Source organism: Thalassotalea euphylliae (assembly GCF_003390395.1).
Taxonomy (GTDB): domain Bacteria; phylum Pseudomonadota; class Gammaproteobacteria; order Enterobacterales; family Alteromonadaceae; genus Thalassotalea_F; species Thalassotalea_F euphylliae_C.
Window position 1 is genome coordinate 120,825 of the sequence record NZ_QUOV01000001.1, and the last position, 26,479, is coordinate 147,303.

20 protein-coding genes are annotated in these 26,479 nt (G+C 41.8%); 14 read left to right on the forward strand and 6 right to left on the reverse strand.

Annotation, left to right across the window (positions count from 1 at the left end; translation table 11 throughout):
• Positions 1–38: 38 nt before the first annotated feature.
• From plsB to DXX92_RS00575, 6 genes are all read right to left on the reverse strand, one after another.
• On the reverse strand, positions 39–2,480 hold the full coding sequence (gene plsB, locus DXX92_RS00550; protein WP_115998644.1) for a glycerol-3-phosphate 1-O-acyltransferase PlsB: 2,442 nt from the start codon (positions 2,478–2,480) through the stop codon (positions 39–41).
• 86 nt (positions 2,481–2,566) lie between these two features.
• Positions 2,567–3,625 (reverse strand): XrtA/PEP-CTERM system-associated ATPase, encoded by a 1,059-nt coding sequence (locus DXX92_RS00555; RefSeq protein WP_115998645.1) that lies wholly within the window; start codon positions 3,623–3,625, stop codon positions 2,567–2,569.
• Positions 3,626–3,627: 2 nt separating this feature from the next.
• The gene (locus tag DXX92_RS00560; protein WP_181901659.1) at positions 3,628–5,214 is read right to left on the reverse strand and encodes a TIGR03016 family PEP-CTERM system-associated outer membrane protein; all 1,587 of its coding nucleotides are present in this window, start codon (positions 5,212–5,214) and stop codon (positions 3,628–3,630) included.
• On the reverse strand, positions 5,177–6,034 hold the full coding sequence (locus tag DXX92_RS00565; RefSeq protein WP_115998647.1) for an XrtA-associated tyrosine autokinase: 858 nt from the start codon (positions 6,032–6,034) through the stop codon (positions 5,177–5,179). Before DXX92_RS00565 ends, DXX92_RS00560 begins: the two co-directional genes overlap by 38 nt.
• Positions 6,034–7,635, reverse strand: coding sequence for an XrtA system polysaccharide chain length determinant (locus DXX92_RS00570; protein ID WP_115998648.1), 1,602 nt, complete (start codon positions 7,633–7,635; stop codon positions 6,034–6,036). The genes DXX92_RS00565 and DXX92_RS00570 overlap by 1 nt, the downstream gene beginning before the upstream one ends.
• A 36-nt stretch (positions 7,636–7,671) precedes the next feature.
• Positions 7,672–8,310, reverse strand: coding sequence for an XrtA/PEP-CTERM system exopolysaccharide export protein (locus tag DXX92_RS00575; protein ID WP_115998649.1), 639 nt, complete (start codon positions 8,308–8,310; stop codon positions 7,672–7,674).
• A gap of 275 nt (positions 8,311–8,585) precedes the next feature.
• Between DXX92_RS00575 and DXX92_RS00580 the strand changes: the two genes are divergently transcribed.
• The 14 genes from DXX92_RS00580 (at position 8,586) to DXX92_RS00645 (ending at position 26,403) form a co-directional block, all read left to right on the forward strand.
• A complete protein-coding gene (locus DXX92_RS00580) occupies positions 8,586–9,917 on the forward strand; it encodes a TIGR03013 family XrtA/PEP-CTERM system glycosyltransferase (protein ID WP_245961367.1) in 1,332 nt (443 codons plus the stop codon).
• A gap of 6 nt (positions 9,918–9,923) precedes the next feature.
• Positions 9,924–10,760: an XrtA system polysaccharide deacetylase gene (locus DXX92_RS00585; RefSeq protein ID WP_115998651.1), complete on the forward strand. Its 837-nt coding sequence runs from the start codon at positions 9,924–9,926 to the stop codon at positions 10,758–10,760.
• A 4-nt stretch (positions 10,761–10,764) separates the two neighbouring features.
• Positions 10,765–11,847: a FemAB family XrtA/PEP-CTERM system-associated protein gene (locus DXX92_RS00590; protein ID WP_245961368.1), complete on the forward strand. Its 1,083-nt coding sequence runs from the start codon at positions 10,765–10,767 to the stop codon at positions 11,845–11,847.
• A 5-nt stretch (positions 11,848–11,852) separates the two neighbouring features.
• Positions 11,853–13,097, forward strand: a complete 1,245-nt coding sequence (locus tag DXX92_RS00595) for a TIGR03087 family PEP-CTERM/XrtA system glycosyltransferase (protein WP_115998653.1) — start codon at positions 11,853–11,855, stop codon at positions 13,095–13,097.
• Entirely contained in the window at positions 13,094–14,527 is a 1,434-nt protein-coding gene (gene xrtA, locus DXX92_RS00600) for an exosortase A (protein WP_115998654.1), read from the forward strand. Before DXX92_RS00595 ends, xrtA begins: the two co-directional genes overlap by 4 nt.
• A 93-nt stretch (positions 14,528–14,620) precedes the next feature.
• Positions 14,621–16,225 (forward strand): polysaccharide deacetylase family protein, encoded by a 1,605-nt coding sequence (locus DXX92_RS00605; protein ID WP_147301907.1) that lies wholly within the window; start codon positions 14,621–14,623, stop codon positions 16,223–16,225.
• A 19-nt stretch (positions 16,226–16,244) separates the two neighbouring features.
• The gene (locus tag DXX92_RS00610; RefSeq protein ID WP_181901660.1) at positions 16,245–17,411 is read left to right on the forward strand and encodes a TIGR03088 family PEP-CTERM/XrtA system glycosyltransferase; all 1,167 of its coding nucleotides are present in this window, start codon (positions 16,245–16,247) and stop codon (positions 17,409–17,411) included.
• Between the two features lie 2 nt (positions 17,412–17,413).
• A complete protein-coding gene (locus DXX92_RS00615; protein WP_115998657.1) occupies positions 17,414–19,312 on the forward strand; it encodes an XrtA/PEP-CTERM system amidotransferase in 1,899 nt (632 codons plus the stop codon).
• Between the two features lie 2 nt (positions 19,313–19,314).
• The gene (locus DXX92_RS00620; protein WP_115998658.1) at positions 19,315–20,535 is read left to right on the forward strand and encodes a TIGR04063 family PEP-CTERM/XrtA system glycosyltransferase; all 1,221 of its coding nucleotides are present in this window, start codon (positions 19,315–19,317) and stop codon (positions 20,533–20,535) included.
• The gene (locus DXX92_RS00625; protein ID WP_115998659.1) at positions 20,528–21,616 is read left to right on the forward strand and encodes a glycosyltransferase family 4 protein; all 1,089 of its coding nucleotides are present in this window, start codon (positions 20,528–20,530) and stop codon (positions 21,614–21,616) included. Before DXX92_RS00620 ends, DXX92_RS00625 begins: the two co-directional genes overlap by 8 nt.
• Positions 21,609–22,964, forward strand: a complete 1,356-nt coding sequence (locus DXX92_RS00630) for a phenylacetate--CoA ligase family protein (RefSeq protein WP_245961369.1) — start codon at positions 21,609–21,611, stop codon at positions 22,962–22,964. The genes DXX92_RS00625 and DXX92_RS00630 overlap by 8 nt, the downstream gene beginning before the upstream one ends.
• Positions 22,965–23,064: 100 nt before the next feature.
• Entirely contained in the window at positions 23,065–24,378 is a 1,314-nt protein-coding gene (locus tag DXX92_RS00635) for a putative O-glycosylation ligase, exosortase A system-associated (protein WP_115998660.1), read from the forward strand.
• Positions 24,353–25,321, forward strand: coding sequence for a glycosyltransferase family 2 protein (locus tag DXX92_RS00640; protein WP_115998661.1), 969 nt, complete (start codon positions 24,353–24,355; stop codon positions 25,319–25,321). The genes DXX92_RS00635 and DXX92_RS00640 overlap by 26 nt, the downstream gene beginning before the upstream one ends.
• 2 nt (positions 25,322–25,323) lie before the next feature.
• Entirely contained in the window at positions 25,324–26,403 is a 1,080-nt protein-coding gene (locus tag DXX92_RS00645) for a glycosyltransferase family 4 protein (RefSeq protein ID WP_115998662.1), read from the forward strand.
• Positions 26,404–26,479: the final 76 nt, after the last annotated feature.

The window sequence follows — 26,479 nt, forward strand, 5'->3', positions numbered from 1 at the left end:
CGCTTAGGCGCCTTTTTGTTTATTTAAGAGACTAAGCACTATCTTGCAATACTCTGCAGTACTTCAATATCGACCAAGTTATTAATCAACTCTTTAAGCTGCCTTAGCTCGGCGGTATCGCTCAAATAGCTGTTATCACTATTGGTTGCATATCCTTGCTCTTTCAGTACGCTGATAAGTGCGGATTGTGCTTTTTTGTCGATAAATTCCGGCGCGTTAATATTGTTTAACTTGGACAGTCGTTTGGCAATCGTGATGACTTGCTCTTCCAGCGCACTTTTACTGACTGGCGCTAATTGTGTCAGTAGGTTGGCGATAATCGCGAAGCGCTGTAAGGTTTCATCAATACACTCGCCCATCACTCTCAACTTAGTTTTTACTGTCGTGTCGTCAATCACAGACCAAAAACCAGCTTTGGTTTGTTTGATCATGTTTTGCTCGGCAAGTGCTTTCAAGACCTGCTCAGTTTGAGTATGAACCTCATCTTGGCTTTGCCATAAAAACAGTTCAGCTTTAATCAAAGCAAATAGCTGACTGACCTGTTCGAGCATTTCTTGGTGACCGGTTTTCGCGTTGCGCTCTAAGATTCGACAGACGAGTGACGGAACAACATATGCGTGCAAGATGTTGTTGCGGTAGTAACGCATCTCTAATGCAGCTGTACTATTCAAAGATAAAATAGTCCCTAAGTTATCTCGCTCAATAGTAACTTTAGCTAGCGATTTAATATGGCTAATCAATGTTTCTGCATCATCTTCTGGCAGTGTCATTGACTCGCTATAGGGGGCTAGCTTCTGCATATCAATAAAGAATTTAAGTTGTTGTGCAAGCTCGCTCTCAGCCATAGCTTTGTTTTCAGTCGCCAGCAGTATAAGTGCTGTTAGTGATACTGAATTGAGCGCGACACTCTTGTTAACAGAAACCATTACATCGTTGGCAAGCGTATTCACGGTTGGGGTTAGCCAACTGGGCTTTTGCGGGTCGATTGGGTCGATCGCATCTCGCCAGTCATCGACATGCTTATTTAAGAACTGATTAATGTTAATCGGTTCACCAAAATTCACATAACCTTTACCGTAGTTACGCAGGCTCTTGATGGCTTTAATGACACCACCAATGGATTCTTTTTGCTTTTTGCTGCCGCTGAGTTCTTTGTGGTATGAGCCAACTTCCATGACATGTTCATAACCTATATAAACAGGGACTAATGTCAGTGGTCGGTCAATGCCGCGTAATAGGCTTTGAATGGTCATCGCTAGCATGCCAGTTTTAGGCTGAAGTAAACGACCGGTGCGGCTGCGGCCACCTTCGGTATAGTATTTTACTGCGTAACCTCGCTCGAATAACAAGCCCAGATACTCACGGAAAATCGTTGAGTACATGCGATTACCACGGAAGCTTCGGCGGATGAAAAACGCGCCTGCTTTTCTGAAAATCGGGCCAGCTGGCCAGAAATTTAAGTTAATTCCTGCAGCGATACGGGGCGTCACAAGCCCTTCATGGAAAATTACATAGGTCAGTAATAAGTAATCCATATGGCTGCGATGACATGGTACGTAGATAATTTCGTGTCCGTCTTGAGCGACTTCTCTCAGTTTGCTGGCATTGTTTACTTCGATGCCTTGATATAGACGATTCCAAAGCCAAGTTAAAATGCGATCGCCAAAGCGAATCATTGAATCACGATAATCGCCAGCGATCTCATCCATCATTTTAAGCGCATTTTGTTTAGCTTTTTGTTCTGAGATTTTTTTACTGGCAGCCTCGTCAGCAATTACACGTTTTACCGCAGGGTTTGCAAGCAAAGCGGTAAACATTTGATCGCGATGCATTAGGCGTGGGCCAGTTGCAGCGATAGTTTGGCGATGAAAATGAAAACGAGCAACCCGTAATAGCTTGTGAGCAGTTGATTTGTCTGTACCGTGATCGTCTGCCATCGCGCGTAGTGATAATGCTTCGCTAAAGCGCACTAGTGTATGACGGCCTAGAAAGAGGACGATAAAAAACTTGCGCAGCGGAGTTGGAGACTCTTGATCTGCGAGCAAGGTGCCGACATTAGCATTGTTTTTTTCTAATGTTGGACGACGCCCCCAAACAAGATTTGCAGGTATTAATTGTGCGTTAAGGTCGCTGTCTTCGGCATGAAGTTTTAGTAGCCTGATACCTTGGATAAGTGCTTTTGTTTTGCGATGTTTTTTACCAAATAGCAGGGCGGTTGGCTTTTCCAAGCATAAGGTGCGATCGAAAGTTTGCCCTTTGATGGTGACTTGGCTTAATGGGTCAGGTAAACCCATGCGCTTACATGCTTTTTGTAGCGCGAGTAAATCACTGGCCGATTGGTGTCGAACAATATAGAAAATCGGCTGTTTGTCATTCTTTTTGGTAAGTTCAGGTAGGCTGTCCGGTACGATTTTACAGCGAACCAATAACCTGACAGGCAGTGACAGTAAAAAGTAAAAAAGTGAACGTAATGCTAACATGTGAAATCGCTCAGATTTATCAGGCCGCTGATTTTAGCATTAATGCTAAGCGTTGTCGCACCTGTAAATGTTGCAACTAATGTCGTTTAGTCTGGCTTAGTTTCGTCAATATTAGCGGCAACAGAGGCTTCAGCAAGCTGACGATTCTTCTGCTTGAGTAACTTATCAACGTAACGGGCCATTTTTACTTTTTGCTTTATCGATGTTTCTAAAATATCTTCAATTTCACGCAGTACATCTTTGATGTTTTCGACATTTTCTGAGGAATTGACAATAAGTTGCTCTTTGCTCGTTTGCGGCGCCGCTTCACTTTGTTCAAGACTTAACGAGCCGGTTAATTCAGCGCCCATTTCTTCTGCGACGGCGTTAATCGCGTCGATGTCTATGCTTGGTAATTCTTCTAAAAAACCAAATAGTAGTATACGGTCAACAAAGATATTGATTTTCCGTGGCACACCTAAGGTTTTTTCGTGAATTAAGGCGTAGGTTTGTTCAGAGAATAGCTCCTCTTTGTCGCAGCCCGCTAATTGAAGCCGATGTTTAATATAGTTTTCAACTTCTTCCACGGTGAGCGGACGTAGGTGGGCAGATGCAATAATTCGCTGGCGAAACTGTTCCATATTGGGCGCTTGGATAATACCTTTAAGCTCTTCTTGGCCGAGCAAGAAGCTTTGAATAAGAGGCTGGTTATCCAGTTGAAAGTTTGAAAGCATCCGCAATTCTTCAACCGTTTCTGCGGGTAGATTTTGCGCTTCATCAACTAACAGCAATGCGCGTTTACCTTGCTTATGTAAGGCAACCAAAAATTGCTCAATTGCTTTGAGCATGTCAGCTTTGCTATCCCCTTGATAGGCAATACGGAACTCGGCAATAACAAGCTCTAACAGCTCTTCAGGGTTAAGCTTGGTGGTCACTAACTGGGCTGCAACGATGTTGGCTTCCGGTAAATTGCTCATTAAGTTTCGCGCAATGGTGGTTTTACCCGTGCCAATCGGCCCAGTGATCACAATAAAGCCTTCTTTTTGATCTAAGCCATATTGTAAATAAGAGAGTGCTCGTTGGTGGTGTTTAGAGGCGAAGAAAAAACGAGGATCTGGACTGAGCTGAAACGGACGCTCAGTAAAGCCGTAGTAACTTTCGTACATAATTAAAAATCTTTTGTTATCGAGAGCGTTGCGCGGTTTTCGTCGTAGTCTCGAGTATTGGTATTAGATGTTCGCGCAAGATGTCTGAGATCAAAGTTTACAGAAATAGATTTACCAAGAGTTCGTGAATAGCCAATCGTATAAGTGCGGTAATAGTCGCGTCGCTCGGTATCAATGTCGACATTTCGAGTAAAAAAGTCATTTCGAGAAAATTGATAAGCTGCTGTTAGCTGACTTCTTGCGTTTAACTGCCTACTTGTGCTTAAGCCAAAGGATACGTCGTCTTGGGTATTGCCAGTATTAAGATCTTCCCGTTCATTGCTGGAAATCGTGAGGGAAAAAGTTGTTCGCGATAATGAGAGAGTTGAATTCCATGCAAGACGTTTGTTCAAAGAAAATTGATTATCCTCAACGGGTCTAATATCGAAAATAGGTAGTTCAAAAAATAGTTCTGGCTGCGTTTCGTTGTCTAAGTTTGATAAGCAGCTATCGATATCAATTGGTTGATTGAGTGGGCAGAACAAAACAGATTCAGTGAAAACCTCAAAGTTATCCCTTTGAAACGCTTGAATTTGTTCGTTGTAGCTAATGGTGTTGGTAAGTCTTTTGTTTCTGTGATTAATGTTTAACCCATACGAATCACCAAAAAATCGTTGGTTATAACTAGCAGATATTTGGGTGCGAGTAGTTGGCTGCCAGTTAAACTCAAATGCGACGTAATCATCGCTTAATTCTTCATCTTCCGCTGCATTATATGACAAGTCTATTATCATTAGGTTGACGGGCTGCCAACGAAAACCAGCACCATATGACTCACCCTGATTCAAGCTGTTGTTTGACACACTGCCAGAAAAATTCTCGTCAAAATAGCGTATAAACGGATTGAGCTTCCATGATGTAATGACACCAAATCTTGCTTGAACTTGATAGCTTCTGGCAGACTCTCCCCTATTTTTTCGATCTGAGTAGCTGCTCGAGATATCCCAAAATACATTTTTTTGGCCAATACCATTTTGGAAGCTAAAACTGTTGGTGTAGCCATAGCTTTCACCTACGTTGTCACCTGATCGGCTATCATTATATTGGCCACCTATAGATAACAAAAAGTCGCTGTTTTGAACTTGATAATTAAGGCCCGCTCCGTAATTAGTTGTTCGTACGGTGTCACCGGATATTAGGTCTGACGCAAAATTGCCACCTGTGCTACGTGGTACGTTAGCAATATTAGCCTGTAAATTAACTGTTGGTCCTTTACGCCAAGGGGTAATGTTTATTTGAGAGCTTAATGATTCATAGCCTTCATTTGCGTCACTGTCATGACTATAAAACTGATGAGTATAATTGCCATTTATGTTGGCATTGATGATAGCCGATGAAATAGAGTGGTTAAGGCCTAAAATAGCTCTGGTAACAAGGCTGTTTTGCTTATCAAAAGAGCTAAGCTCGACATTGTCTGAAAACACCTCTTCAATACTGATGGTAGGCGCAAAGCTTGAATCAGCTGCTTGAACAGAAAAGTGTAGCAACTGACATAGCATTGCGATTGAGACTTTACCTTTTACGTCCATAGCCATATCCGTAATAGCCATACACATCCTTGCTGGTTTTAATGGTTTTATTGAGTACAAAGCCAACGGCAAGATCTTCATCAAGCTGCATAGTCGCTCGCTTAATATCTTCGATTTTGGTTTTTGATTCCTCTGCGACAACTACGGCTTGGCCAACAAGGCTAGCAAGTACGGGTGTCTCAGTGACACCGAGCAATGGCGGACTATCGAATATCACGACTCGATCAGGATAGCGCTGAGATAATTCGTTGGCTAGTTTAGCCATACGCTCACTGGCTAGCAGTTCGTTAGTTAAATGGTGTGCAGTGCCTGCCGGCATAATTTTTAAGTTAGGTAAATTAGTTGGATAGATTATGCGAGCGACATCATCGGTATCGCCACAAAGGTAATCTAGTAGGCCAGTGTCATTCTCGAACTCTAATTCGCGGTGTAAACTCGGCCTTAATACATCAGCATCAATGAGTAGAACGGTTTTATCTTGTTCGAGTGCAACACTTAACGCTAGGTTAATGGAAACAAAGGTTTTCCCTTCGTTAGGGTTCGCGCTGCTAACCATGATTAAGTTGCTTTGACGTAATGTTTTGGCGGCAGGGCCAAATGCATTATTGAGCAGTTTACGCTTGATATGCCTAAATTCTTCTTGCTGGTGATGCGAATCTCCACCGCTGTGTAGGAAACCACGTTCTGTGAGTTTGTCATTGTCGACAAAAATACTGTGCTTTTCTTGCGGTACATTTTCTACAGGGGGAGGAGTAGCGCTTTCTTCGCTCTTAGATTGACTAGACTGCTCTACAATCTGTGCTGATTTTCGCTTTGCAAGCGCTTTTTCAATAGTACTCATTAACCTAGTACCCCTTTTAATGGTGCTTGAACGATATCAGGAAACGCAAAATAGCTAATAAAGCCAACAAGCAAAACAAGCAGCACTAAATTAGACATCATAAATAGCACAGTTTTTCTACGGTGCCATTGATGCAGCCCTAAAGTCTCATTCGCAGAAACAGTACCAAATACTGGGACACCTGTAACTCTCGATAATTGTTGAGTAGAAGTAATGACTGGGCTAATTTGACTCATTAATAACGACATTCCAAGTCCAGCACCAACCCCGAGGATTGTCACTCCGATAAAATAAACTAATCTTGGCGGACCAGAAGGCTGTAAAGCCGCTCTCGGCGGGTCAATAACTCGGAATTGAATTTTATCCGTTGTCTCGTCTGCCTGTTGTGCCAGTTGAGCGGTTTCTTTACGTGCTAATAACTCTTCGTATTTATTTTTTGTGATGTTATAGCCGCGGTTTAGTGCGGTAAGCTCTGCTTCTATCTCCGGCAGAGAGTGTATTTTGTTTCCTATTTCAGTTACGCGCCTTTTAAAATTTTCTACGCGCACTGTCAGTGAAGCGACCTCATTTTCATATTGGTTAGCTTGTATTTTTAGCTCTTGATAAACTGGGTTTTTGTCAACGCTTGTAACAGCTTTGTTAGTCTCTTCTTCAGAAGTTTTAATAGATGAGTAATAAGCTTCTATTTCTTCAGTTCGAAGGCGGTTGAGTTCATCTAATCGACGCTGAATTTCTTGAACTTCTGGATGCTTTTCAGTAAAGCGAAGTAATTTCTCATCCATACTGCGTTCAAGCTGTTCGATACGAGAATCATAAGTGGTAGCGACGCTATTATTGCTTTTAACCCGACTCGTGAATAAACCGAATACTGGCTCCTCACCGGCAAGTTGTGCTTTAGCGGAAGCTAATCGAGTTTTGGCTTCTTCCAGTTGAAGTTGCGCTCGTTCCAATTGCTCTTGCTCACTATTTAGCGTGGCATAAAAACCGCCACTATTGCTCATTAGTACATCACCGTACTTCTGTTTAAAGCTTGTTAAACGTGTTTCAGCCGCAACTAAGCGATTTTCATAATCTCTAATTTGCGCATTCAGAAACTTTTGTGCTTCATCTGAATCACTGCGCGTCTCACCCAAAGTATTTTCAATAAAGACGGTAAGTGCTGCCTGAACTATATTTTTCGCAACTTCTGCATTTTTGTCTTCGATAGACAATGTATAGATATTTTCGCGGCCCGCGCTGGATATTCTTAGGTCTTTTTTTAAATCTTCAATGATTTTATCGTACTCTTCGGTTGTATTGGCCTGCACGTCCAAGTCTGTCATACGAGAAATACGTTCTAGATTTGGTCGGCTTAGTAAAGTCCTGACCATTAGGCGGATTTGGGTATCGGGGTTTGTTTCTACAGTTAATCCGCGTAGCAGGGGCCTCAGCAATGATTGTGTGTCGACATAAACACGTGCGGAAGATTCATAAACATTGGGCATCTGAGCAACAAAATACCAGCCGATTGGGCAAATTGCCCAAGTTGCGATAATAATATAACGGCGTTTAATCCATATACCTTTCAGATAGTCGACTATCTGTTCAAGTAATTCTTGCATTCCCGACCTCTTACTAACAGGCTCTTGTCTTATTAATTAAAACCATGTTTCCGGCACGATTATGATGTCTCCGGGCAGCATATCAACATTGGCAGAAATATCACCGCTTTTGATAAGGTCATCAATTGCTAGTGGATACTGCTTCTGCACACCATTTTCTATCCTTACTAGCACAGCATCATTACCATCGGCAAATTCTGTTAAACCACCGACAGTGATCATGACGTCGAGCAGTGTCATATTCTTTTTGTAATTTATCGCAAGTGGCTGTGCTGCTTCGCCTATAACACGAATTTGCTCGCTAAATGGACCGACAAAGCCACCAACGGTGACGGTAACGATTGGATCTCTTAAATAAGTGCCTAGAACTTCTTCAATATCTCTAGCCAATTCAGTAGGCGTTCTGCCTGATACCGGAATATCCTCAACGAGTGATGTAGTAATCATACCGTCTGGTCGAACAATGAAGCTACCTGAGACTTCAGGGTTGCCATAAACAAAAATATTGACTGAGTCACCAGCACCAATAAGATAGCGATAAGAGTCAATATCGGTTGTTTTTGAAGGGTGCAGTGTTGCTTGAGGTAGTTGGTCTACAGAGCTACAAGCCACAAGCAAGTTTACGAAAAACAGTGCCGCAATGGTTTTTATAGTGTGGATAATACGTTTTTCCATGGTTAGTACCTTAATACCCGACATTCTAGTGATATTGCAAAATGATTGTATTGCATTTTTTTATTGTGTGCACACTTTTTAACAAATGGGTTGCGCTATTTAAAGTGTGTAAATGCATAGTTAACTCTGCTAGAGTTATCAACGCGCCAAAATAAGTGTTTTTCTGTTTTTTTAAGCGTACTCAAAGGAATAGTATAACTAATATGCCAGTCATTGCATTTCGAGACTTATCCATAAGTAGCAAGTCGTTTGTTTTGCTGGAGCTACTTGTTTTTATGTCTAGTTTATTGGTTGCGATTTCAGCGAACCAGTGGATAGGCATAGTCGATTTTACTCTACCGCCAAACAACGTATTGTTCATATATGCGTTAGTTTTCGCGTTAACTTTTCAGTTAACATGCTTGGCGCTTGGTTTATATAACTCTAAACTAAGAGAGAACTTTAGAGGCTTATTTCGCCGTATACTACTTGCTATCGCAATAGCCTTCTCTATCGTTACCCTGTTCAATCCACTTTACGGTGACTTTGCATTACCCATTGAATTACTCGCACTGTCCTCATTGATCGGTTTATTGTTCGTACTTGTTTTGAGATTTAGCGCACATCGCCTTGATTTTTTTGGCTTCCATAAAAGAAAGGTGTTAGTCATTGGTGCTGGTCAAAGAGCATCTATTATTGAAAAGCGTATGCGTCGCGACGTTGATAGGCAGTCGTTTAAAGTACACGCCTACGTGCAAATGGAAGGTGATAGTGCAGATGGCATTGAGCGAGAAACTAAAATTCGCCTCGATGGCTCGCTTGTTAGCTATGCGCTTGACAATGAAATTGATGAGATTGTTGTCGCCAGTGATGAAAGACGTAACAACCTGCCAGTTGATGAACTCTTCGCATGCAAAATTCGTGGTATCGAAGTTACTGAAATTTTAGATTTTATCGAGCGAGAAACAGGGCAAATCGCGGTTAATTTGATCTACCCAAGCTGGGTGATTTATTCTAACGGTTTTACCTCAACGAATTACTTACGCAACACTTTAGATTGGCTCTTTAACGCAGCAATCGCCTTTGTACTGTTATTGATTACATGGCCAGTGATGTTGATCACGGCCATCATTATTAAACTAGATGATGGATTTTCTGCACCGATATTTTATCGTCAAGAACGTGTAGGTGTAGATGGCCATCCGTTCTATATCATCAAGTTTAGAAGCATGCGCGTCGACGCGGAAAAAGATGGCGCGCAATGGGCGTCAAAAAATGACGATAGAACAACGCGCATCGGTAATTTTATTCGCAAATATCGCATTGATGAGCTACCGCAAATTTATAATGTTATGCGTGGTGATATGGGCTTTGTTGGGCCGCGACCAGAGCGTCCAGAGTTTGTACAAAACTTAGTTAAATCAATTCCGTATTACAATGAGCGACACAATGTCAAACCAGGCTTGGCTGGTTGGGCGCAATTAAAATATCCTTACGGTGCAACTGAAGCTGATGCATTGGAAAAACTTAAATACGACCTGTATTACATTAAGCATCGCAGTTTCTTTTTAGATTTGTTGATTCTGATCCGCACGGTCGAAATTGTTGTCTTTGGCAAGGGTAGGTAAGGTCATATGACTAAACGTACTCACCAAGCTATGACAGTTGATGTGGAAGACTACTTTCACGTGTCTGCGTTTGAGCAAAATATCTCTCGGCAAGACTGGCAAAAGTTACCGCTTAGAGTCGAGCAAAACACCTATCGTTTGCTAGAACTGTTTGATCAACACAACGCAAGAGCGACTTTTTTTACCTTAGGTTGGGTTGCTGAGCAGTGTCCACAATTGATTAAAGACATTGTAGCGCAAGGTCATGAACTGGCTAGTCATGGTTATGATCATCAGCGCGCTATTGTGATGACACGTGAACAATTCAAGCAAGACGTTGCCAAGAGCAAAGACTTATTAGAACAAGCGAGCGGTGAACAAATCTTGGGGTATCGCGCTCCCAGCTTTTCAATTGGTGAGCAAAATGTCTGGGCATATGATGTTTTAGCTGAGCTTGGTTTTGAATACAGCTCGAGCACTTACCCTATTGAGCATGACCTTTATGGCGTTCCTCATTGGCCGAGATTTAAATTCAGACGTGATGAGGGCATAATCGAGATTCCGGTACCTACAATACGTAAAAATGGCAGTAATATCGGTATTGGTGGCGGCGGCTATTTTAGGCTTTACCCATACTCCTTTTCTAAACGCAGAATTGACAAGTATTTATCACAAGAATCAGCGCCTTATAGCTTTTATTTCCATCCATGGGAGATCGATCCTGAGCAACCTCGTATAGAGGGAGCTTCATTGCGCTCGAAAGTTCGTCATTACATCAACTTGTCAAGAATGGAAGGCAAGATAGTTAAACTGCTCAATGATTATCAATGGTCAACAATGCGGGCCGTTTATTTAGAGGGATAATCGCATGGGGATCATGGATGTGAACAATAACGCGGTACAAACAGAATCATTAGCGGCAGAACATTTCATTGTGACTGAGCTAACGTCCGAGCATGAATTGTGGGATAACTATGTACATAGTCATACTCAAGGGTCATTTTTTCATTTAAGCAATTGGCAGAAAGTCATTTCATCAGTGTTTGGTCATCGCTGCTATTACTTAATAGCTTGGCATGGTGAGAAAATTGCTGGTGTGCTTCCCTTAGTCCAAGTGAAAAGTCAGCTTTTTGGTCATGCGTTGGTGTCTACACCTTTTTGTGTCTATGGTGGCGTGCTAGCAGACAGCCATGAAGTGCAGCAAGTACTGGAGCAGAAAGCGTGCAAGTTAGCTGAACAATTGACAGTAGATTATTTAGAACTACGTTATCGCCACGCTCAACAAAACAACTTTCTACTTAAACAAGTGCATAGCACTTTTGCCTGTGAAATAGCAGCTTCAGATGAAGCTATTTTGGCGGCGGTAAAAAAGAAGCAAAGAGCGGTTATACGTCACTCACTTAACAACGGACTAGCAATTGAACATGGCGAAGATGTCGATAACTTCTATCACTTATTATCGACGAGTTACCGCAACTTGGGCACACCCATATTTACGAAAAAATATTTTGCTGCCTTGCTAGAGCACTTCGGCGAAGATATTGATGTTTCGTTAGTTCGAGATAGTAGCGGTCAAGCGTCCAGCGCGGTGATGAACTTTTACTATCAGCAGCAAGTGTTGCCATATTACGGTGGTGGGAATGATGCTGCTAGAGCCCTTAAAAGTGCAGATTTTATGTACTATCAAGTGTTATGTTATGCGCGAGCAAAAGGCTGCAATTATTTTGATTTTGGCCGCAGTAAAAACGACAGTGGACCTTATAAGTACAAGAAAAACTGGGGAATGACTCCTGAGCCTTTGCATTATTACTATTACTTAGTAAAAGCCAAAGAGCTGCCGAACTTGAGCCCCAATAATCCTAAATACCAGTTATTCATTCGTCTGTGGCAAAAACTGCCACTAGCTGTTAGCCAGTGGCTTGGCCCATTATTGTCTAAATATTTGGGATAGCGTTTATGAACAAGCCACCGCTACTATTTTTGTGTCACCGCATTCCATTCCCACCAAATAAAGGGGATAAAATTCGCTCGTTTAATATTTTACAAATGTTGAACAAGCATTATGACGTTTACCTCGGCTGCTTTATTGATGACCCTTACGATGAGCAGTACGTTGATGAACTTAAAAAGCACTGTCATCAGCTGTTTTACCGCAATCAGAACAAACTCGTCGCTAAAATTAAAGGCATGACGGCTTTTCTTACTGGCAAACCAATAACCTTGCCATACTACTATGACCGAGAAATGGCGAAGTGGTGTCAAGAGGTCGCTGATAGACATGCCATTGAAAAAGTATTTGTCTATTCATCGTCAATGGCACAATACTGCGAAACAGCGCAATTTAATCAATGCCAACGGGTGATAGACTTTGTCGATGTCGACTCTGATAAATGGCGTCAGTATGCAGAAAATAGGTCAGGGCTAGCAAAATTCATATTCCAGCGCGAGTTTAAAACACTGGCGCGATACGAAGACAAAGTTTGCCTGCAATTTGATGCCTCGCTCTTTGTTTCGCCTGATGAAGCAAAGTTATTTAGAGCACGCCAGCAAGTTACTGCACAGGCAAAGGTACAAGGCATATTAAATGGTGTCGATATTGGATTTTTTAATCCAAATGCTTCACTTGCGCCGGAAAATAAAGTGCCTGATGGCCCTTTTATCAGTTTTACGGGCGCTATGGATTACTGGGCAAATGTTGATGCCGTGCTTTGGTTTGCAGAAAACGTGTGGCCGATTGTTAAAAAAAATATCCCGTCACTTAGTTTTGTGATTGCTGGGGGTAACCCAACCAATCAGATTAAATCATTAGCAACACAGCCAGATGTTATTGTCACTGGTCGGGTTGAGGATATACGCCCCTACATAACTCAGGCTGCGTGTATTGTCGCACCGCTGCGCATTGCCCGTGGTATTCAAAACAAAGTGCTTGAAGCCATGTCACTGGATAAACCAGTAGTGTGTACTTCAATGGCAATGGAAGGGATCAATGCTCCGCATCATCGATATTGTCAGGTGCATGATGAACCGGAAGCCTTTGCTGAGGCGGTAATCGAGTTGGTTAACTCGACACAAGTTTCAGCAACTACCGAACTTGTCACTGAAAATCGAGCATGGATAAAAGAACATTTTACTTGGCAGGCAACCCTAGCACCGCTTGCTAAGCTTTATCAAATAGAATCTTCAGAGGTTACAAGCCAATGATGGCGATCAACAGTCGACAGTTTATCTTGATGTTTGCTGTCCTGATAGCAGCTTGGATGCTGGTATTTTGGGATGGTATTACGGGCATGGAAGCAATTTGGCGTCGTTCTGACACATTTGCGCATGGTTATTTTATTTTACCGATAGTGATCTGGTTGTTGCATCGCGATCGTGCTTATTTACAATCCGCTAAAGTCCAGTCAACTTGGTTACCTTTGCCACTTTTAGCTGCCAGTAGTTTTGTTTGGCTCTTTGCATATGCAGCTGACATCAATGTGTTGAGTCAGCTGGCTGCCGTGACCGCGCTCATATTTCTAGTTTGGATGTTAATAGGTAATCAGTTGGCATGGCGATACAAGTTTCCATTGGCCTACTTACTCTTTGCTGTGCCTATGGGGGAAAACTTAATTCCTAGCCTACAAGATATTACGGCGTGGATAACAGTTTTCTTGCTTAAAGTACACGGCATACCCGTATTTCGAGATGGCTGGTATATCCAGATTCCAACTGGCATGTTCGAAGTGGCTGTGGCTTGTTCTGGTATTCGTTACCTCATTGCTTCTATGGCGGTTGGCACCTTATACGCTCACTTAACTTATCGTTCGTTCAAAAAGCAGCTATTGTTTATTGTTTTCGCTTTCTTACTGCCAATTTTAGCCAATGGCGTGCGTGCATACTTGATTGTCATTATCGCCCACTACTCAGACATGAAGTATGCAACTGGGGCTGATCATTTAGTTTATGGTTGGATATTCTTTGGTTTTGTCATCATGCTAATGTTTTGGGTTGGGGGAAAGTTTGCCGACCCTGAACCCAAGACGGAGCTTTATAGCGATAGCGAATCGACGAAATCTAAGGGGCATTACAACAAGTTCTGGGTGAGTACCTCAGCCTGTTTATTGCTGATGGCGACCTTGTTTGTTGAGCATAATATTAATGCCGTTGAGTTACCTGAAAGTGCAGATACAGTCATTCAAATGCCTGACTCGAATTGGGGTGTTAGTTTTACCCAGCCGCTGCAATCTAACGTTCAGCGTGAGAGCAATGGTATAGAGTTGTTTTTTGCTCGCTATGGCAATAAGCAAAGTGAAGGCGAGTTAGTGAGTTTTGCCAATAAGCTTTATGATGCTGAACGCTGGACTGTGGTTGATCGAGTTACCAAAATTGACAATGGGCAAACCTACCGTTACTTACTGTTAAGAGATATTCAAGGTCAAGAAAGGACGGTTTTATACTGGTATCAAATTGGTGAAAGAACATTTGTCAGCCCTTCAATTGTGAAGTTATATCAGGCATTTGCGCTACTTACCGGTCAAGTTAAATTCGCTAGTTTTGTTGCAGCGTCTAGTTTAAATACAGGCCAAGATGATTTAGCAGAGCGGTTATTATTAAATGCAATGTTAGGTATTAGCCAAGTGCCTAAAAATTAATAAACCTAGCTAAATCGCTAATTTAACAACTAGTACCTAATTTACTTTTAGAGGAAAAGTTGGTGCTTAAGCCCAATTATTAAAGTGGTGACAATGGAAAAACAATATTTGAAGTTAGCCGTCTATACAGGGGATATATATAGTCATAGTACTGTAAAGCCTATTTATCATATTGCTAAACACTTTCCTGATTCGAAAATTAAAGTCTTTGTTAATGTACCCCATGTTCCCTTTAGGAAAGTTATTAAGGCACAAATAAAAAATTTGAAGTTAAATGGTTTTTTTCGAGTACTCGAAATAAGTGGTATTTTGTGGGAACGAGGCACTAATAAATTAGTTGAGTTATTTACATCAAATAGAAAGCAAAGCAATGGAAGATTGATTGATTACTTTCAAGAAGTATTCGAAAGCCCTAATATTGAGATTGAGTTCATTCGTAATATAAACGAGCTTGGACCTTCTCTTATTTCAGAATTCTCTCCTGATATAGGCTTATCAATTGCAGCACCAATCTTGACTGAAAGCGTTTTATCCATTGCTACATTAGGAAATTTAAATGTACATAAAGGTATGCTGCCAAAATATAGAGGCATGCCACCAGCGTTTTGGGAAATTTATCATGGAGAAAAGGTAGTTGGTTGCACGATACATGAAATGACCGCAGAGCTTGATGGAGGCAATATTTTATTGGAAGAAGAAATTCCTACCCATAAATGGTCTACACCCAAAGGGCTTCAAGTCCAGTTAGATGAGATGGCAACAAAAATGTACCCTGAAGCTATTTCAATGTACTTGGCTGGCCATAAAGGAAAAGAGCAATTTGGGGAGAAGAATACTTTCACAAAACCTAGCTTGAAAGCTTATCGTCAATTAATAAACAAACAGTCTGCCAATCTAAATATTCACAAATTAAAGTACATTATTAAACAATTGGTTCTGATTAGTATTCTCATACCTTATGGAAAGTTGATTGCACTCTATAGAGGGCTAACAGGAAAGCAAATTACTACGGTACTTCTATATCACCGAGTAAATGATTTCCAGCGTGACAACCTTACTGTTGGTGTTGAGCAATTCAATTGCCAAATGGAGTATATAAGTAAATCATTGAATGTTATTGGTATTGAAGATTTGCAGGCTAATAAAGTAGATCGTTTCAGCTTAAAACCAAATGTCGCAATAACATTTGATGATGGATATCTCGATAATTTTCTTAATGCTTTCCCTATTTGCCAAAAAAATAAAGTATGTGCTTCATTTTATGTCTCAACTGAAATGGTTGATAAAGGAAAACCATTTCCACATGATCAAAAGCATAATCTTATATTTGCAAATATGACTTGGGATAATTTAAAAGAAATGAAGCTTGCTGGTATGCATATTGGTTCTCACACGATGAATCATGTAAGAAGCAGTACAACCCAACCATGTGAATTAAAGAGAGAGTTTAGTTATTCAAAAATGGTATTGGAGCAACAATTGAATGAACCTGTTGATTCACTAGCCTACCCTTTCGGTGGAAAAAGTGATTTTAACAAAGAGTGTTTAGAGTTAGCTAAAGAGGCTGGCTATAAAACTGTTTTATCAGCATATGGTGGGGTAAACAGACAGCTAGATTTGTTTAACATCAAGAGAAAAGGGATCGATTGGACATTCTCACATTGGGCGTTCGTTTCACAAATCTATGACTGGAAATAATTGAAGGAGGATGTACGGGTTGATTGAGCAAAAAAATAAAATTCATGTGTGCCATATCGTTCATCATTTTGTTGCAGCAGGTTTGGAAAATGGAATTGTGAATTTGATAAATCACTTACCAACTCAAGAGTATCGACATTCAATAATTTGTATTGCTGATTATGATCGCAACTTCATAAAGCGCTTAAAAGTAAGAAATATTGATATATATGAGCTCCATAAAACAGCAGGGAATGGAGTTGGTTGGCTATATAGATGTTACAAGCTTTTTAAAAAAATAAAGCCCGATTTATGCCATAGTCGTAATTTGAACCCCCTAGAAGCGCAAATAGCCGCTTTTTTAGCAGGTATACGCGTTAGGATTCATGGAGAGCACGGCTGGGATGTAAATGATCTAAAAGGAAATAACGTAAAGAACCAATATATAAAAAAGTTGTTTAAACCCCTAATTCACCAATACGTGGCTTTATCGAATGAAGGTATGGATTATTTAAAATATAGAATTGGTGTAAATTCGAATCAACTTTATCATATATGTAATGGTGTTGATGTTGATCGTTTTCATCCGAAAGTGAACGTTTCAAATCCAATAGATATTAACTTTTCCAAAGGAGCTATTGTTTTTGGCACAGTAGGCAGACAGGTGCAAGTTAAAAACCATCAGCAACTCCTTAACGCGTTTATAAAGCTTAAGCAAAGTGATATACCCAATGTCCAACGAGCAAAGCTGTTAATTGTCGGTGATGGGGTATTGAAAGAGCCCTTAACAGCAATGGCTCAACAATCTGGATATCGAGATGATATTTGCTTTGCTGGCCACCGTGACGATATTCCTCAAACAATGGCCTCAATGGATGTATTTGTGCTGCCTTCACTCGCTGAAGGAATTTCCAATACGATATTAGAGGCGATGGCATCAGGCCTACCGGTAATTGCCACCAATGTTGGCGGCAACCCAGATTTAATCATGGCAGACCATCACAATTCTCATCTTGTTGAAGTCAACGATGTAACCGCATTATCTAATTCGATGGCTCAATATCTGATAAATCAAGAACGCTTGGAAAAAGACAGCATCAAGGTCAGAGAGCATTGCGTTAAACACTTTAGTATTGAGTCTATGGTCGCTAAGTATCATGACCTTTACACTTCGTTATACCAACAAAAAGTCTCAGGGAGGGGTTAGAGATGTGTGGCATAGCTGGAATTTTTCATGTTAGCGAGCAGCAAGCGATAGCGCCGGAGCTGATTGCGTCAATGAATGATAAGCAAATCCATCGCGGCCCTGATGCTGGCGACTACTATTTTGAACCGGGTTTGGCATTGGCTCATCGGCGTTTATCCATTATAGATTTGGAAGGTAGTCCGCAACCCATGGCAAGCGCTTGTGGTCGGGCTGTGATCGTTTTTAATGGTGAGATCTATAATTTTAAGGCCTTGCATACTGAGCTTAAAGCCAAGGGCTATCAATTTAACACCGATGGCGATACAGAAACCATTTTAAATGCCTATTTGGAATGGGGCGAAGATTGTGTGCATCATCTGCGAGGCATGTTTGCCTTTGCCGTTTGGGACACTCGCAAACAGGCGTTGTTTGTCGCCCGTGATAGATTAGGTATCAAGCCGCTTTATTTCTCATTGCTAGATAATGGCCATTTTGTTTTTGGCTCTGAGCTGAAAGTATTAACGCAACATTCGCGCTTTGACCGCAGTTTGCGTGATACCACCATTGAAGATTATTTTACCTTTGGCTATGTACCTGAGCCATATACCATTTATCAACATGCTTATAAGCTTAGACCCGGTCATTGCTTCACCATAGCGCGCGGTCAGCGGCAATTGCCAGAGCAACAAGAGTACTGGGATATTCCGATTAATCCGCACAGTGAATTAAGCGAACAGGAAATTGAAGCGCAATTGGTTGAGCGTTTAAAAGAAGCGGTTGATATTCGCATGGTGGCGGATGTGCCATTGGGCTCGTTTTTATCGGGCGGTGTTGACTCCAGTGCAGTTGTTGCGCTGATGTCACAACTGCAAGATGATCCTGTCAATGCATGTTCGATTGGTTTTGATATTGCGGAATTTAATGAAACTGAGTTTGCCAAACAGGTCGCCCATCGCTATCAGGCCAATCACCATATCGAGATGGTGGATCAAAATGACTTCGAGCTGATTGATAAACTGGCGTTTTTATACGATGAGCCTTATGCCGATAGTTCGGCCATGCCAACCTATCGCGTTTGTGAACTAGCGCGCAAACATGTCACGGTAGCCCTTTCTGGCGATGGTGCAGACGAGTTGTTTGCGGGCTACGGTCGCTATCGATTGCATGGGCACGAAGAAAAAGTGCGGGCCATGTTGCCACTGTCAATGCGCAAGCCTATTTTTGGGCCACTTGGGGCCTTGTACCCGAAACTGGATTGGGCGCCAAGAGTATTAAGAGGGAAAACGACATTTCAATCCATGGCACTTGATACGGTGCAGGGCTATCACAACTCAATGTCGATTCTGCGCCAAGACGAGCGGATGAAGCTCTTTTCAGAGGAGTATAAACAGAAGTTAAATGGCTATACTTCAGTCGCCGTTTTTGATCAATACCGCGATAAATTAGCTGGGCTAGACCCAATTAAACAAGCACAGTACTTGGATATGAAAACCTACTTGGTTGGGGATATTCTGACTAAGGTTGATCGCGCCAGTATGGCGCATTCATTGGAAGTTCGCGTGCCATTTTTAGATCACAAGTTTGTGGAGTGGGGCTTTAATGCCCCTACCCAGCTGAACTTAGTGGGTGGTGTTGGTAAAAGCACCCTGAAAAAACAAATGGAGCCGCATCTACCCCATGATGTGCTGTATCGGAAAAAAATGGGCTTTTCTGTGCCGCTTGCCACTTGGTTCCGTGGGCCGCTTAAAGACCGGCTTTACGATAGTTTGTTAAGTGAAGCCATGGGGCAGTTTGGTTACTTTTCGTCAAAGCAGCTCAAAACCTTAATTGATCAGCATGTCAAAGGTATCCGAGATAATAGTGCTTCGCTGTGGACCCTAATGATGTTTGAGTCGTTTTTACGACAAAGCAAGGCCGCCTAGCGATGAAAGTGTTACATGTACTCGACCATTCGATCCCACTGCATAGTGGTTACACTTTTCGAAGCCGAGCGATATTACAAACTCAGCATCAGTTAGGTATTGAAACTTGTCATGTGACTAGCCCTAAACACGGCAATACTGAGGCTTTGATTGAGCAAGTGGATGACCTGATATTTTATCGCAGCGCGCCAGCCAATGGTTTGTTGAGTAAAGTGCCTGTGCTTAATCAATGGTCAATTATTGCCCCCTTGGAAAAACGTATTCTTGAAGTAATTGACCGTGAAAAGCCAGATATTATCCATGCCCATTCGCCAGCCCTTAACGGTTTGGCGGCACTAAAAGCGGGCAAAAAGTTGGGGATACCTGTGGTCTATGAAATTCGCGCGTTTTGGGAAGATGCCGCGGTTGATCACGGCACCTGCAAGCAAGGTGATCTGCGTTATCAAATGACGCGTTCGCTGGAATCCCATGTAGTTAAACAAGCGGATGCGGTAACCACCATTTGCCAAGGTCTGAAAAATGATTTAATTGCCAGAGGTGTCGCTGAGCAGAAACTGACGGTTATCCCTAATGCCGTCAATGTTGAGAAATTCGAGCGCATTACCGAGAAAGACGCTCACTTAGTTGAGCAATTGCAGCTGAGCAATAAAAAAGTGCTTGGCTTTATTGGCTCGTTTTACGCTTATGAAGGCTTGGACTTATTGGTCTCTTCACTGCCCGCCATTCTTGAAAAAATGCCAGATGCGTGTTTATTACTGGTCGGTGGAGGCCCACAAGAGCAGACCCTTAAATCGCAGGTGGCAGCGCTTGATTTGTCTGAGCAAGTGGTGTTTACGGGCCGGGTACCACATCAGCAAGTTAGCCAGTATTACTCACTTATTGATTTGTTGGTTTATCCTCGTAAATCGATGCGATTAACGGATCTTGTTACCCCGTTGAAACCGTTAGAGGCGATGGCGCAGGGGCGTTTGTTTTTGGCGTCAGATGTCGGCGGTCATCATGAACTGATTGTTGATAACCAAACCGGTTATTTATTTGCCGCCGATAATAGCGCGGCATTAGTGACTAAAGTGATGGACATTTTTCAACAGCAGCAAACTTGGCCTGAGATTCTAGATAATGGCCGGCGCTATGTTGAACATGAGCGCAATTGGCGAAACAGTGTGAGCAATTACTTACCTGTCTATTCGGCGTTAACGGAAAAGGCGGTGTCGCATGGCTAACGTCAATCACGTCGCGATTGTTGGACCATTGCCTCCACCAGCTGGTGGCATGGCGAATCAAACGAAACAGCTTGCTAGCTTTTTAGAGGCGGAGGGGCTAAAGGTGACGGTGGTTCAAGTAAATCCGCCTTATCAACCCAAGTGGGCCGGTAAAATACCGATGTTTCGTGCTTTTGTTAGGTTAATCCAGTATCAACGAGCGCTAAAGAAACAATTAGCCGACGTTGATGTTGTCCATATTATGGCGAATTCGGGCTGGTCCTGGCACCTGTTTGCAGCACCCGCAATAAAAGTGGCTAAACGTCTAAACAAGGCTGTGGTACTTAATTATCGTGGTGGTTATGCCGCAGACTTCTTTGCTAAATCGTGGTCATCTGTCCGTAAAACTATGGATTTGGTCGATGATATTGTCGTGCCTTCGAGCTTTTTGCAGGATGTTTTTCAACAATATGGAAAACAGTCTCGCGTTATTCCCAATGTACTCAATCAAGCACGTTTTAACCCTGAAAGCCGTCAGGCGTCTATGAAACCACGTGTCATCGTGACGCGAAATCTTGAAGAAATCTACGATGTAGAAACATCTATTCGGGTTTTTGCTGGTATTCTACAAGCTTTTCCAGGTGCAGAATTGAAAGTGGCTGGTACAGGTCCTGAGCTCAGTGCTTTAGAGCAACTATCTAAGTCATTAGGTATCTCAGAACATGTTGAATTTTTGGGAAGACTTTCTCCAGATGAGATAGCAGCCTTGTATAAATCTGCTGACCTGATGTTAAACACTAGTGTTGTCGACAATTCACCAAACTCGCTTATTGAGTCGCTCGCCTGTGGCACGCCAGTGGTTAGCACAAATGTCGGAGGTATTCCTAAGTTGGTGACTGATCAACATGATGCGCTGCTCGCAAACCCAAGAGATGCAGAGTCACTAATAAAGCTATCTTTGTCGTTATTAGAAGATAATAGCGAGCGAGAACGTTTGACCAAGAACGGGTTGCTCACCGTAGAAAAGTTTAGCTGGTCGAACGTTTGGCAAGCATTGGCGAGTTGTTACCAAGCGGCATACGTTGGAGCAAAAAATGATTAGTATGCTGTACACAAAATTTATTGCCAACGTGCTGTTTCCGCTTCATGAATTGCTTAAAAAACATGACACGGTGCGCATCAAAAAGCAGTTAGAGCAAAGCCAGTGGCAAAGCCCACAAACCATTAGTGAAAGCGCCAATAAACGACTGACGAAGTTTTTGGAGAGGGCCGCCAAAGAAGTCCCTTATTATCAGGATGTGTTCAATAAGCGAGGCATTGAAGCGAGTGCGATTCGCTCAAAAGCAGAGTTATCGGCGTTGCCTTTCCTTGATAAAGCGGTTATTCGAGAGCACTTTGAGCAGCTTAAATCAAAAAGTGCTGGCCCAACTCAACCGTTTACGACAGGTGGCTCAAGTGGTACACCGCTGACCTTTCTGTTAAGTAAAGAAAGGGTTAGCCATGATGTTGCCGAAAAATGGCGAGCGACTCGTTGGTGGGATGTTGATATTGGCGATAAAGAGATCGTTGCTTGGGGCTCACCAATTGAACTAGGTGCCCAAGATAAAGTACGAATCACCCGCGACAAGCTATTTCGTTCAATCTTGATCCCAGCATTTGATATGGATGAGCAAAAGCTGCTTGGTTTTATCGACCAGATCAAGCGAATTAAACCCAAAATGCTGTTTGGTTATCCGTCGGTTTATGCGCTGATTGCCAAAACGGCACAAAAGCATGGTATCTCGCTCGATAACTTAGGCATTAAGGTGGTGTTTGTCACCAGCGAGCGCCTTTATCCATACCAACAAGAGCAAATTGAACAAGTGTTTAACGCCCCGGTTGCCAATGGCTATGGCGGCCGAGATGCCGGCTTTATTGCCCATGCTTGTCCGCACGACAAGATGCATATTAGTGCCGAAGATATTATCGTGGAAATCATCGATAGCGAGGGCAGAGTACTGCCAGATGGTGAAACTGGCGAGATCGTGGTCACACATATGGCCACCTCAGACTTTCCGTTTATCCGCTATCGTACGGGTGATATTGGCGCGATAGATACTGAGCCTTGTTCATGCGGCCGTGGCTTACCCGTACTTAAAAACATTGAAGGGCGCGCGACGGATTTTGTGATTGCCCAAGACGGCACTATCATGCACGGTCTGGCCCTGATCTATATCTTACGAGAAATGCAGGGTATTGAAGCGTTTAAAATTATTCAGGAATCCCTATTGCACACTCGTATTCAATTAGTCCCGACAAAAAATATAACAACAGAAATGAATGAGCGGATTGTTGTGGGTTTTAAACAACGCCTTGGCGCTGAGGTAACTGTTGAACTGCAAATCGTTAATAGTATTTCGGCAGAGCAATCGGGCAAGTTTCGCTACGTGATAAGTAAGGTGGCTAATTAATTATGATCGATAGTTTGTTTTTGTTGGTTGATGTTGTTGCTATGATAATTTTAATGCGCTGGTCAACACAGAAAGATGATAATAATGAGGAGCAGGAGTAATGCGTGATTTATTACTCGTCGTTTTTCTCTTCGTTGCGATTTTTTACTCATTTAAAAGGCCTGTTGCAGGTGTTGCTGCTTGGATGTGGATTGCGCTAATGGCGCCAACCGAATGGGCTTTTGGCTTTTCCCAAACATTTAGAATGAATTTGACCATAGTCTTATTTGTTGCACTGTCTTACTTTATTTGGAAAGAAAAACCTAAAGTTAAGTTTACCGCGGTTCATTTTTGGGTGTTCTTTTTTTGCTTTTGGATGCTAGTGTCAAGTGTTCTTCATCAGCGAGTAGATTCAAGTTATGTTTGGTTCAAGTATATTGAGTTTATAAAAGTTATTGTTTTGTTTTCGTTTATTTCACTAACTGTGAAAACCAAAAAAGACATTGATACTATTGTTTGGGCAATTGTGTTGGGGCTATCTGCATATTCAGCAATGGAAGGAGTTAAATTTTTGTTGTCAGCGGGTAGCCACAGAATTGTTGGTCGCTCGGGTATTTTGGCTGATCGAAATGATTTAGCAGTTGCGATTAATATGTCAATTCCACTAGTGCTTTATTTATGGAGTGTCACTACCGATAAAAAGCTTAGATTAGGGTTACTTGGCATCGCTGGTTTATGTGCTGTCGCTATTGTGGGTACATACTCGCGAGGTGGTTTTATCGGATTATCTATTTTAGCGTTTGCAATGTGGTTAAGATCAGAAAAAAAGGCCATTTTTTTGATAATTGGTTTGATGGCAATACCCGTGTTGTACGCAACTGCACCCGCTGAATGGAAAGATAGACAGGCAACCATAGAAACTGCTTCGGCAGAAGACGGCTCATTCATTGGTCGCTTATGGGCATGGAAAATCGCTACCTTGATTGCCATTGACAATCCAATAACAGGCGGAGGTTTCAAAGCAACAACTGATCCCTTACTGTGGCGAACTTACGCTGATGAAACGCCCAATTTTGGACCTATCGAAACACCACCAATCCCACCAGAGTTGAGGCCAAAAGCTGCTCACAATATCTATTTCCAAGTACTTGCTAGTGCTGGTTTCGCGGGGTTAACTATTTTTCTATTGATGCTTTTAACCGGATATTTAAAGGCGCTCTCGATAGCAAGAAAAGCTGCAAAAGAAAATATCGAATGGCGGAAAAACTTAGCAAATGCTATTTCGCTGTCTCTAGTCGGCTATGGAATCACCGGTTTAAATGTCAGTTTGGCGTACTTTGAGCTGGTTTATGCAATGTTAGCTCTATTATGCGTATTAAGTATTTACCAAATGAAGGGTAGTGGTCCAGATGCCAACATTAAACGATCAATATGAAGTAAGCATAATCATGCCTGTATATAATACGGGTAAAGTAATGCTCAAAACTGTTGAATCGATAGAGCAACAAATTTCATATAAAAATCATCCAGTACCTTCCTTTGAAGTGATATTGATTGATGATGGAAGCGATGATGTTGAAACTTTAGACATATTGAAGTCAGTAAGGAATAAGCTTAACTTCAAAGTCGTGAGGAACACTTCTTACAAAGGTGCCTCTGGTGCTCGAAATTTTGGCATTAGTTTAGCGCAAAGTGAGTGGATTGTATTTCTTGATTCAGATGACTTATTGATGCCAACTGCTTTGGCTTGTAGCTACAAATATATTTGCGAAGATAAGGGAATTAGCTGGTTAGCTAGTGCTATTAATATATTTGAAGACGGTAAAAGCATTATTCCAAGGCCTTTGAAAGATTCCAGCCCTGTGCTTTATAAGCTTATTGGCAAGTATTTTGACTGTGGTAAGCGCGCTGTATTAGTAAATCCAACAATAGAGTTACTAGAAACTTGTTTTGTCTCTACATTGAATGTGTGGATAAGAAGAAGTTTACTGAAAGGATTGAATACTTTTGATCGGCGATTACGCAGGGCTGAAGATTATAAATTGTGGCTTGAGTTGTCTTTAACTACAGATCTTCATTTTATACCCCACTATTTAGGTGCTTATCGGCAAAGAAGTAATAGTTTAACGAGTGGCCAACAGCCAATGTTCAGCTGCGAAGACATTATGCTAGTTCAGTTATTGCAAGATAAAAAATTTAAAATATACCGCAGTGCTATTCTAAAGCGATTAATGTTTGTACTAGTTGATCAGTGTTATTTTTATCGAAAATATGGCGCTTACAGGCAAGCTGTTTTGGCAAGTTCAAGATTAATAAGGAAATTCCCTTGTCAACTAGTCGGGTGGAAAATGCTGTTTATGTCGGCAATAGGAAAGTGAGCATGCAACACAATAAGATTGTTTTTTTTGATCCTTGTTGTCCTGAACCTTATTCTCAAGAAAGTATAAAAACTGGGGCTATCGGAGGGACTGAATCTACGGCTTTGCACATATCTAATGCATTAGGAGTTCCATTGATACAACATAATCGAACTCAGGTATGTGGCAACTGCTACCCCGATATGCATTTCGAACAAGTTGATACTCTTGTTGTATTGAGAGATGCCGAAAAGCTTTACCAACTTTCGCTGCTGTACCCCAAGGCTAAATTATTTCTATGGTGCCATGACTTACTTTATTTGGGATCAGATCGTGCTGAAAAATTAGTGAATGCACTGTGTGATTTTACTCAACAGGTAACAATTGTCGCTGTGTCTGAGTTTCACCGACAACAAATAGAAAGCACATTAGCGCAAGCTGGATTAACACAACACTCTATTATTAGAATCTACAACCCTTTGTCACCCAATATCAGAAAAGATCGTGCTAAAAAAACTATTAACGGTAAATGGGTGTTTTTTTCCTCACCACACAAAGGTTTAGAAAATGCGCTTGATGCGTTCGAGTATATCAGAAAAAAACGTCCGCACGTTAGGTTATACATAGCCAACCCCGGATATCAAAATGTGAATACAGAGCTTCCAGAAGGAGTGATCAATCTTGGTAAACTTAGCCCTGCTGAGGTCTATTCACATGTCCAAACTGCGGAGTTGGTGTTTTACCCCAATTTTGTTTATCCAGAAACCTTTGGGATTGTCTTTATTGAGGCAAACTATCTGGGAACACCAGTATTAACTCATCCTATAGGGGCTGCCTGCGAGGTACTTTCTCAACAGAATCTGAACATGCGAGTTCCTTTTTTATTGCGGCTAGTTCAGTCTTTGCAATATCGATCTGAACTACTTGCGAAGCTCGCTAAGTTTTTTATACCTAATGCATGGCAATACACGGAATACAATAAAGTAATTGGTAATTATTTTGATCAGCCAAGACGAGATTTAGTTTCTATGCAATCCAAATTTGAACTAAAGAATATTGTCTCCCAATGGAAGAGGGTACTGTCAGGTGATTTCAAGCAATGAAAGCAGTTAAGTGTCTAAGCCGTATTGTCGATTAGCCATAATTTATTCAGTTTTCGGGATGCTAAAAGAGCTTTTC

Coding starts and splice junctions, on each gene's coding strand:
- plsB (WP_115998644.1), bottom strand. CDS start 2,480: ATGTTAGCATTACGTTCACTTTTTTACTTTTTACTGTCACTGCCTGTC.
- DXX92_RS00555 (WP_115998645.1), bottom strand. CDS start 3,625: ATGTACGAAAGTTACTACGGCTTTACTGAGCGTCCGTTTCAGCTCAGT.
- DXX92_RS00560 (WP_181901659.1), bottom strand. CDS start 5,214: ATGGCTATTACGGATATGGCTATGGACGTAAAAGGTAAAGTCTCAATC.
- DXX92_RS00565 (WP_115998647.1), bottom strand. CDS start 6,034: ATGAGTACTATTGAAAAAGCGCTTGCAAAGCGAAAATCAGCACAGATT.
- DXX92_RS00570 (WP_115998648.1), bottom strand. CDS start 7,635: ATGCAAGAATTACTTGAACAGATAGTCGACTATCTGAAAGGTATATGG.
- DXX92_RS00575 (WP_115998649.1), bottom strand. CDS start 8,310: ATGGAAAAACGTATTATCCACACTATAAAAACCATTGCGGCACTGTTT.
- DXX92_RS00580 (WP_245961367.1), top strand. CDS start 8,586: ATGTCTAGTTTATTGGTTGCGATTTCAGCGAACCAGTGGATAGGCATA.
- DXX92_RS00585 (WP_115998651.1), top strand. CDS start 9,924: ATGACTAAACGTACTCACCAAGCTATGACAGTTGATGTGGAAGACTAC.
- DXX92_RS00590 (WP_245961368.1), top strand. CDS start 10,765: ATGGGGATCATGGATGTGAACAATAACGCGGTACAAACAGAATCATTA.
- DXX92_RS00595 (WP_115998653.1), top strand. CDS start 11,853: ATGAACAAGCCACCGCTACTATTTTTGTGTCACCGCATTCCATTCCCA.
- xrtA (WP_115998654.1), top strand. CDS start 13,094: ATGATGGCGATCAACAGTCGACAGTTTATCTTGATGTTTGCTGTCCTG.
- DXX92_RS00605 (WP_147301907.1), top strand. CDS start 14,621: ATGGAAAAACAATATTTGAAGTTAGCCGTCTATACAGGGGATATATAT.
- DXX92_RS00615 (WP_115998657.1), top strand. CDS start 17,414: ATGTGTGGCATAGCTGGAATTTTTCATGTTAGCGAGCAGCAAGCGATA.
- DXX92_RS00620 (WP_115998658.1), top strand. CDS start 19,315: ATGAAAGTGTTACATGTACTCGACCATTCGATCCCACTGCATAGTGGT.
- DXX92_RS00625 (WP_115998659.1), top strand. CDS start 20,528: ATGGCTAACGTCAATCACGTCGCGATTGTTGGACCATTGCCTCCACCA.
- DXX92_RS00630 (WP_245961369.1), top strand. CDS start 21,609: ATGATTAGTATGCTGTACACAAAATTTATTGCCAACGTGCTGTTTCCG.
- DXX92_RS00635 (WP_115998660.1), top strand. CDS start 23,065: ATGCGTGATTTATTACTCGTCGTTTTTCTCTTCGTTGCGATTTTTTAC.
- DXX92_RS00640 (WP_115998661.1), top strand. CDS start 24,353: ATGCCAACATTAAACGATCAATATGAAGTAAGCATAATCATGCCTGTA.
- DXX92_RS00645 (WP_115998662.1), top strand. CDS start 25,324: ATGCAACACAATAAGATTGTTTTTTTTGATCCTTGTTGTCCTGAACCT.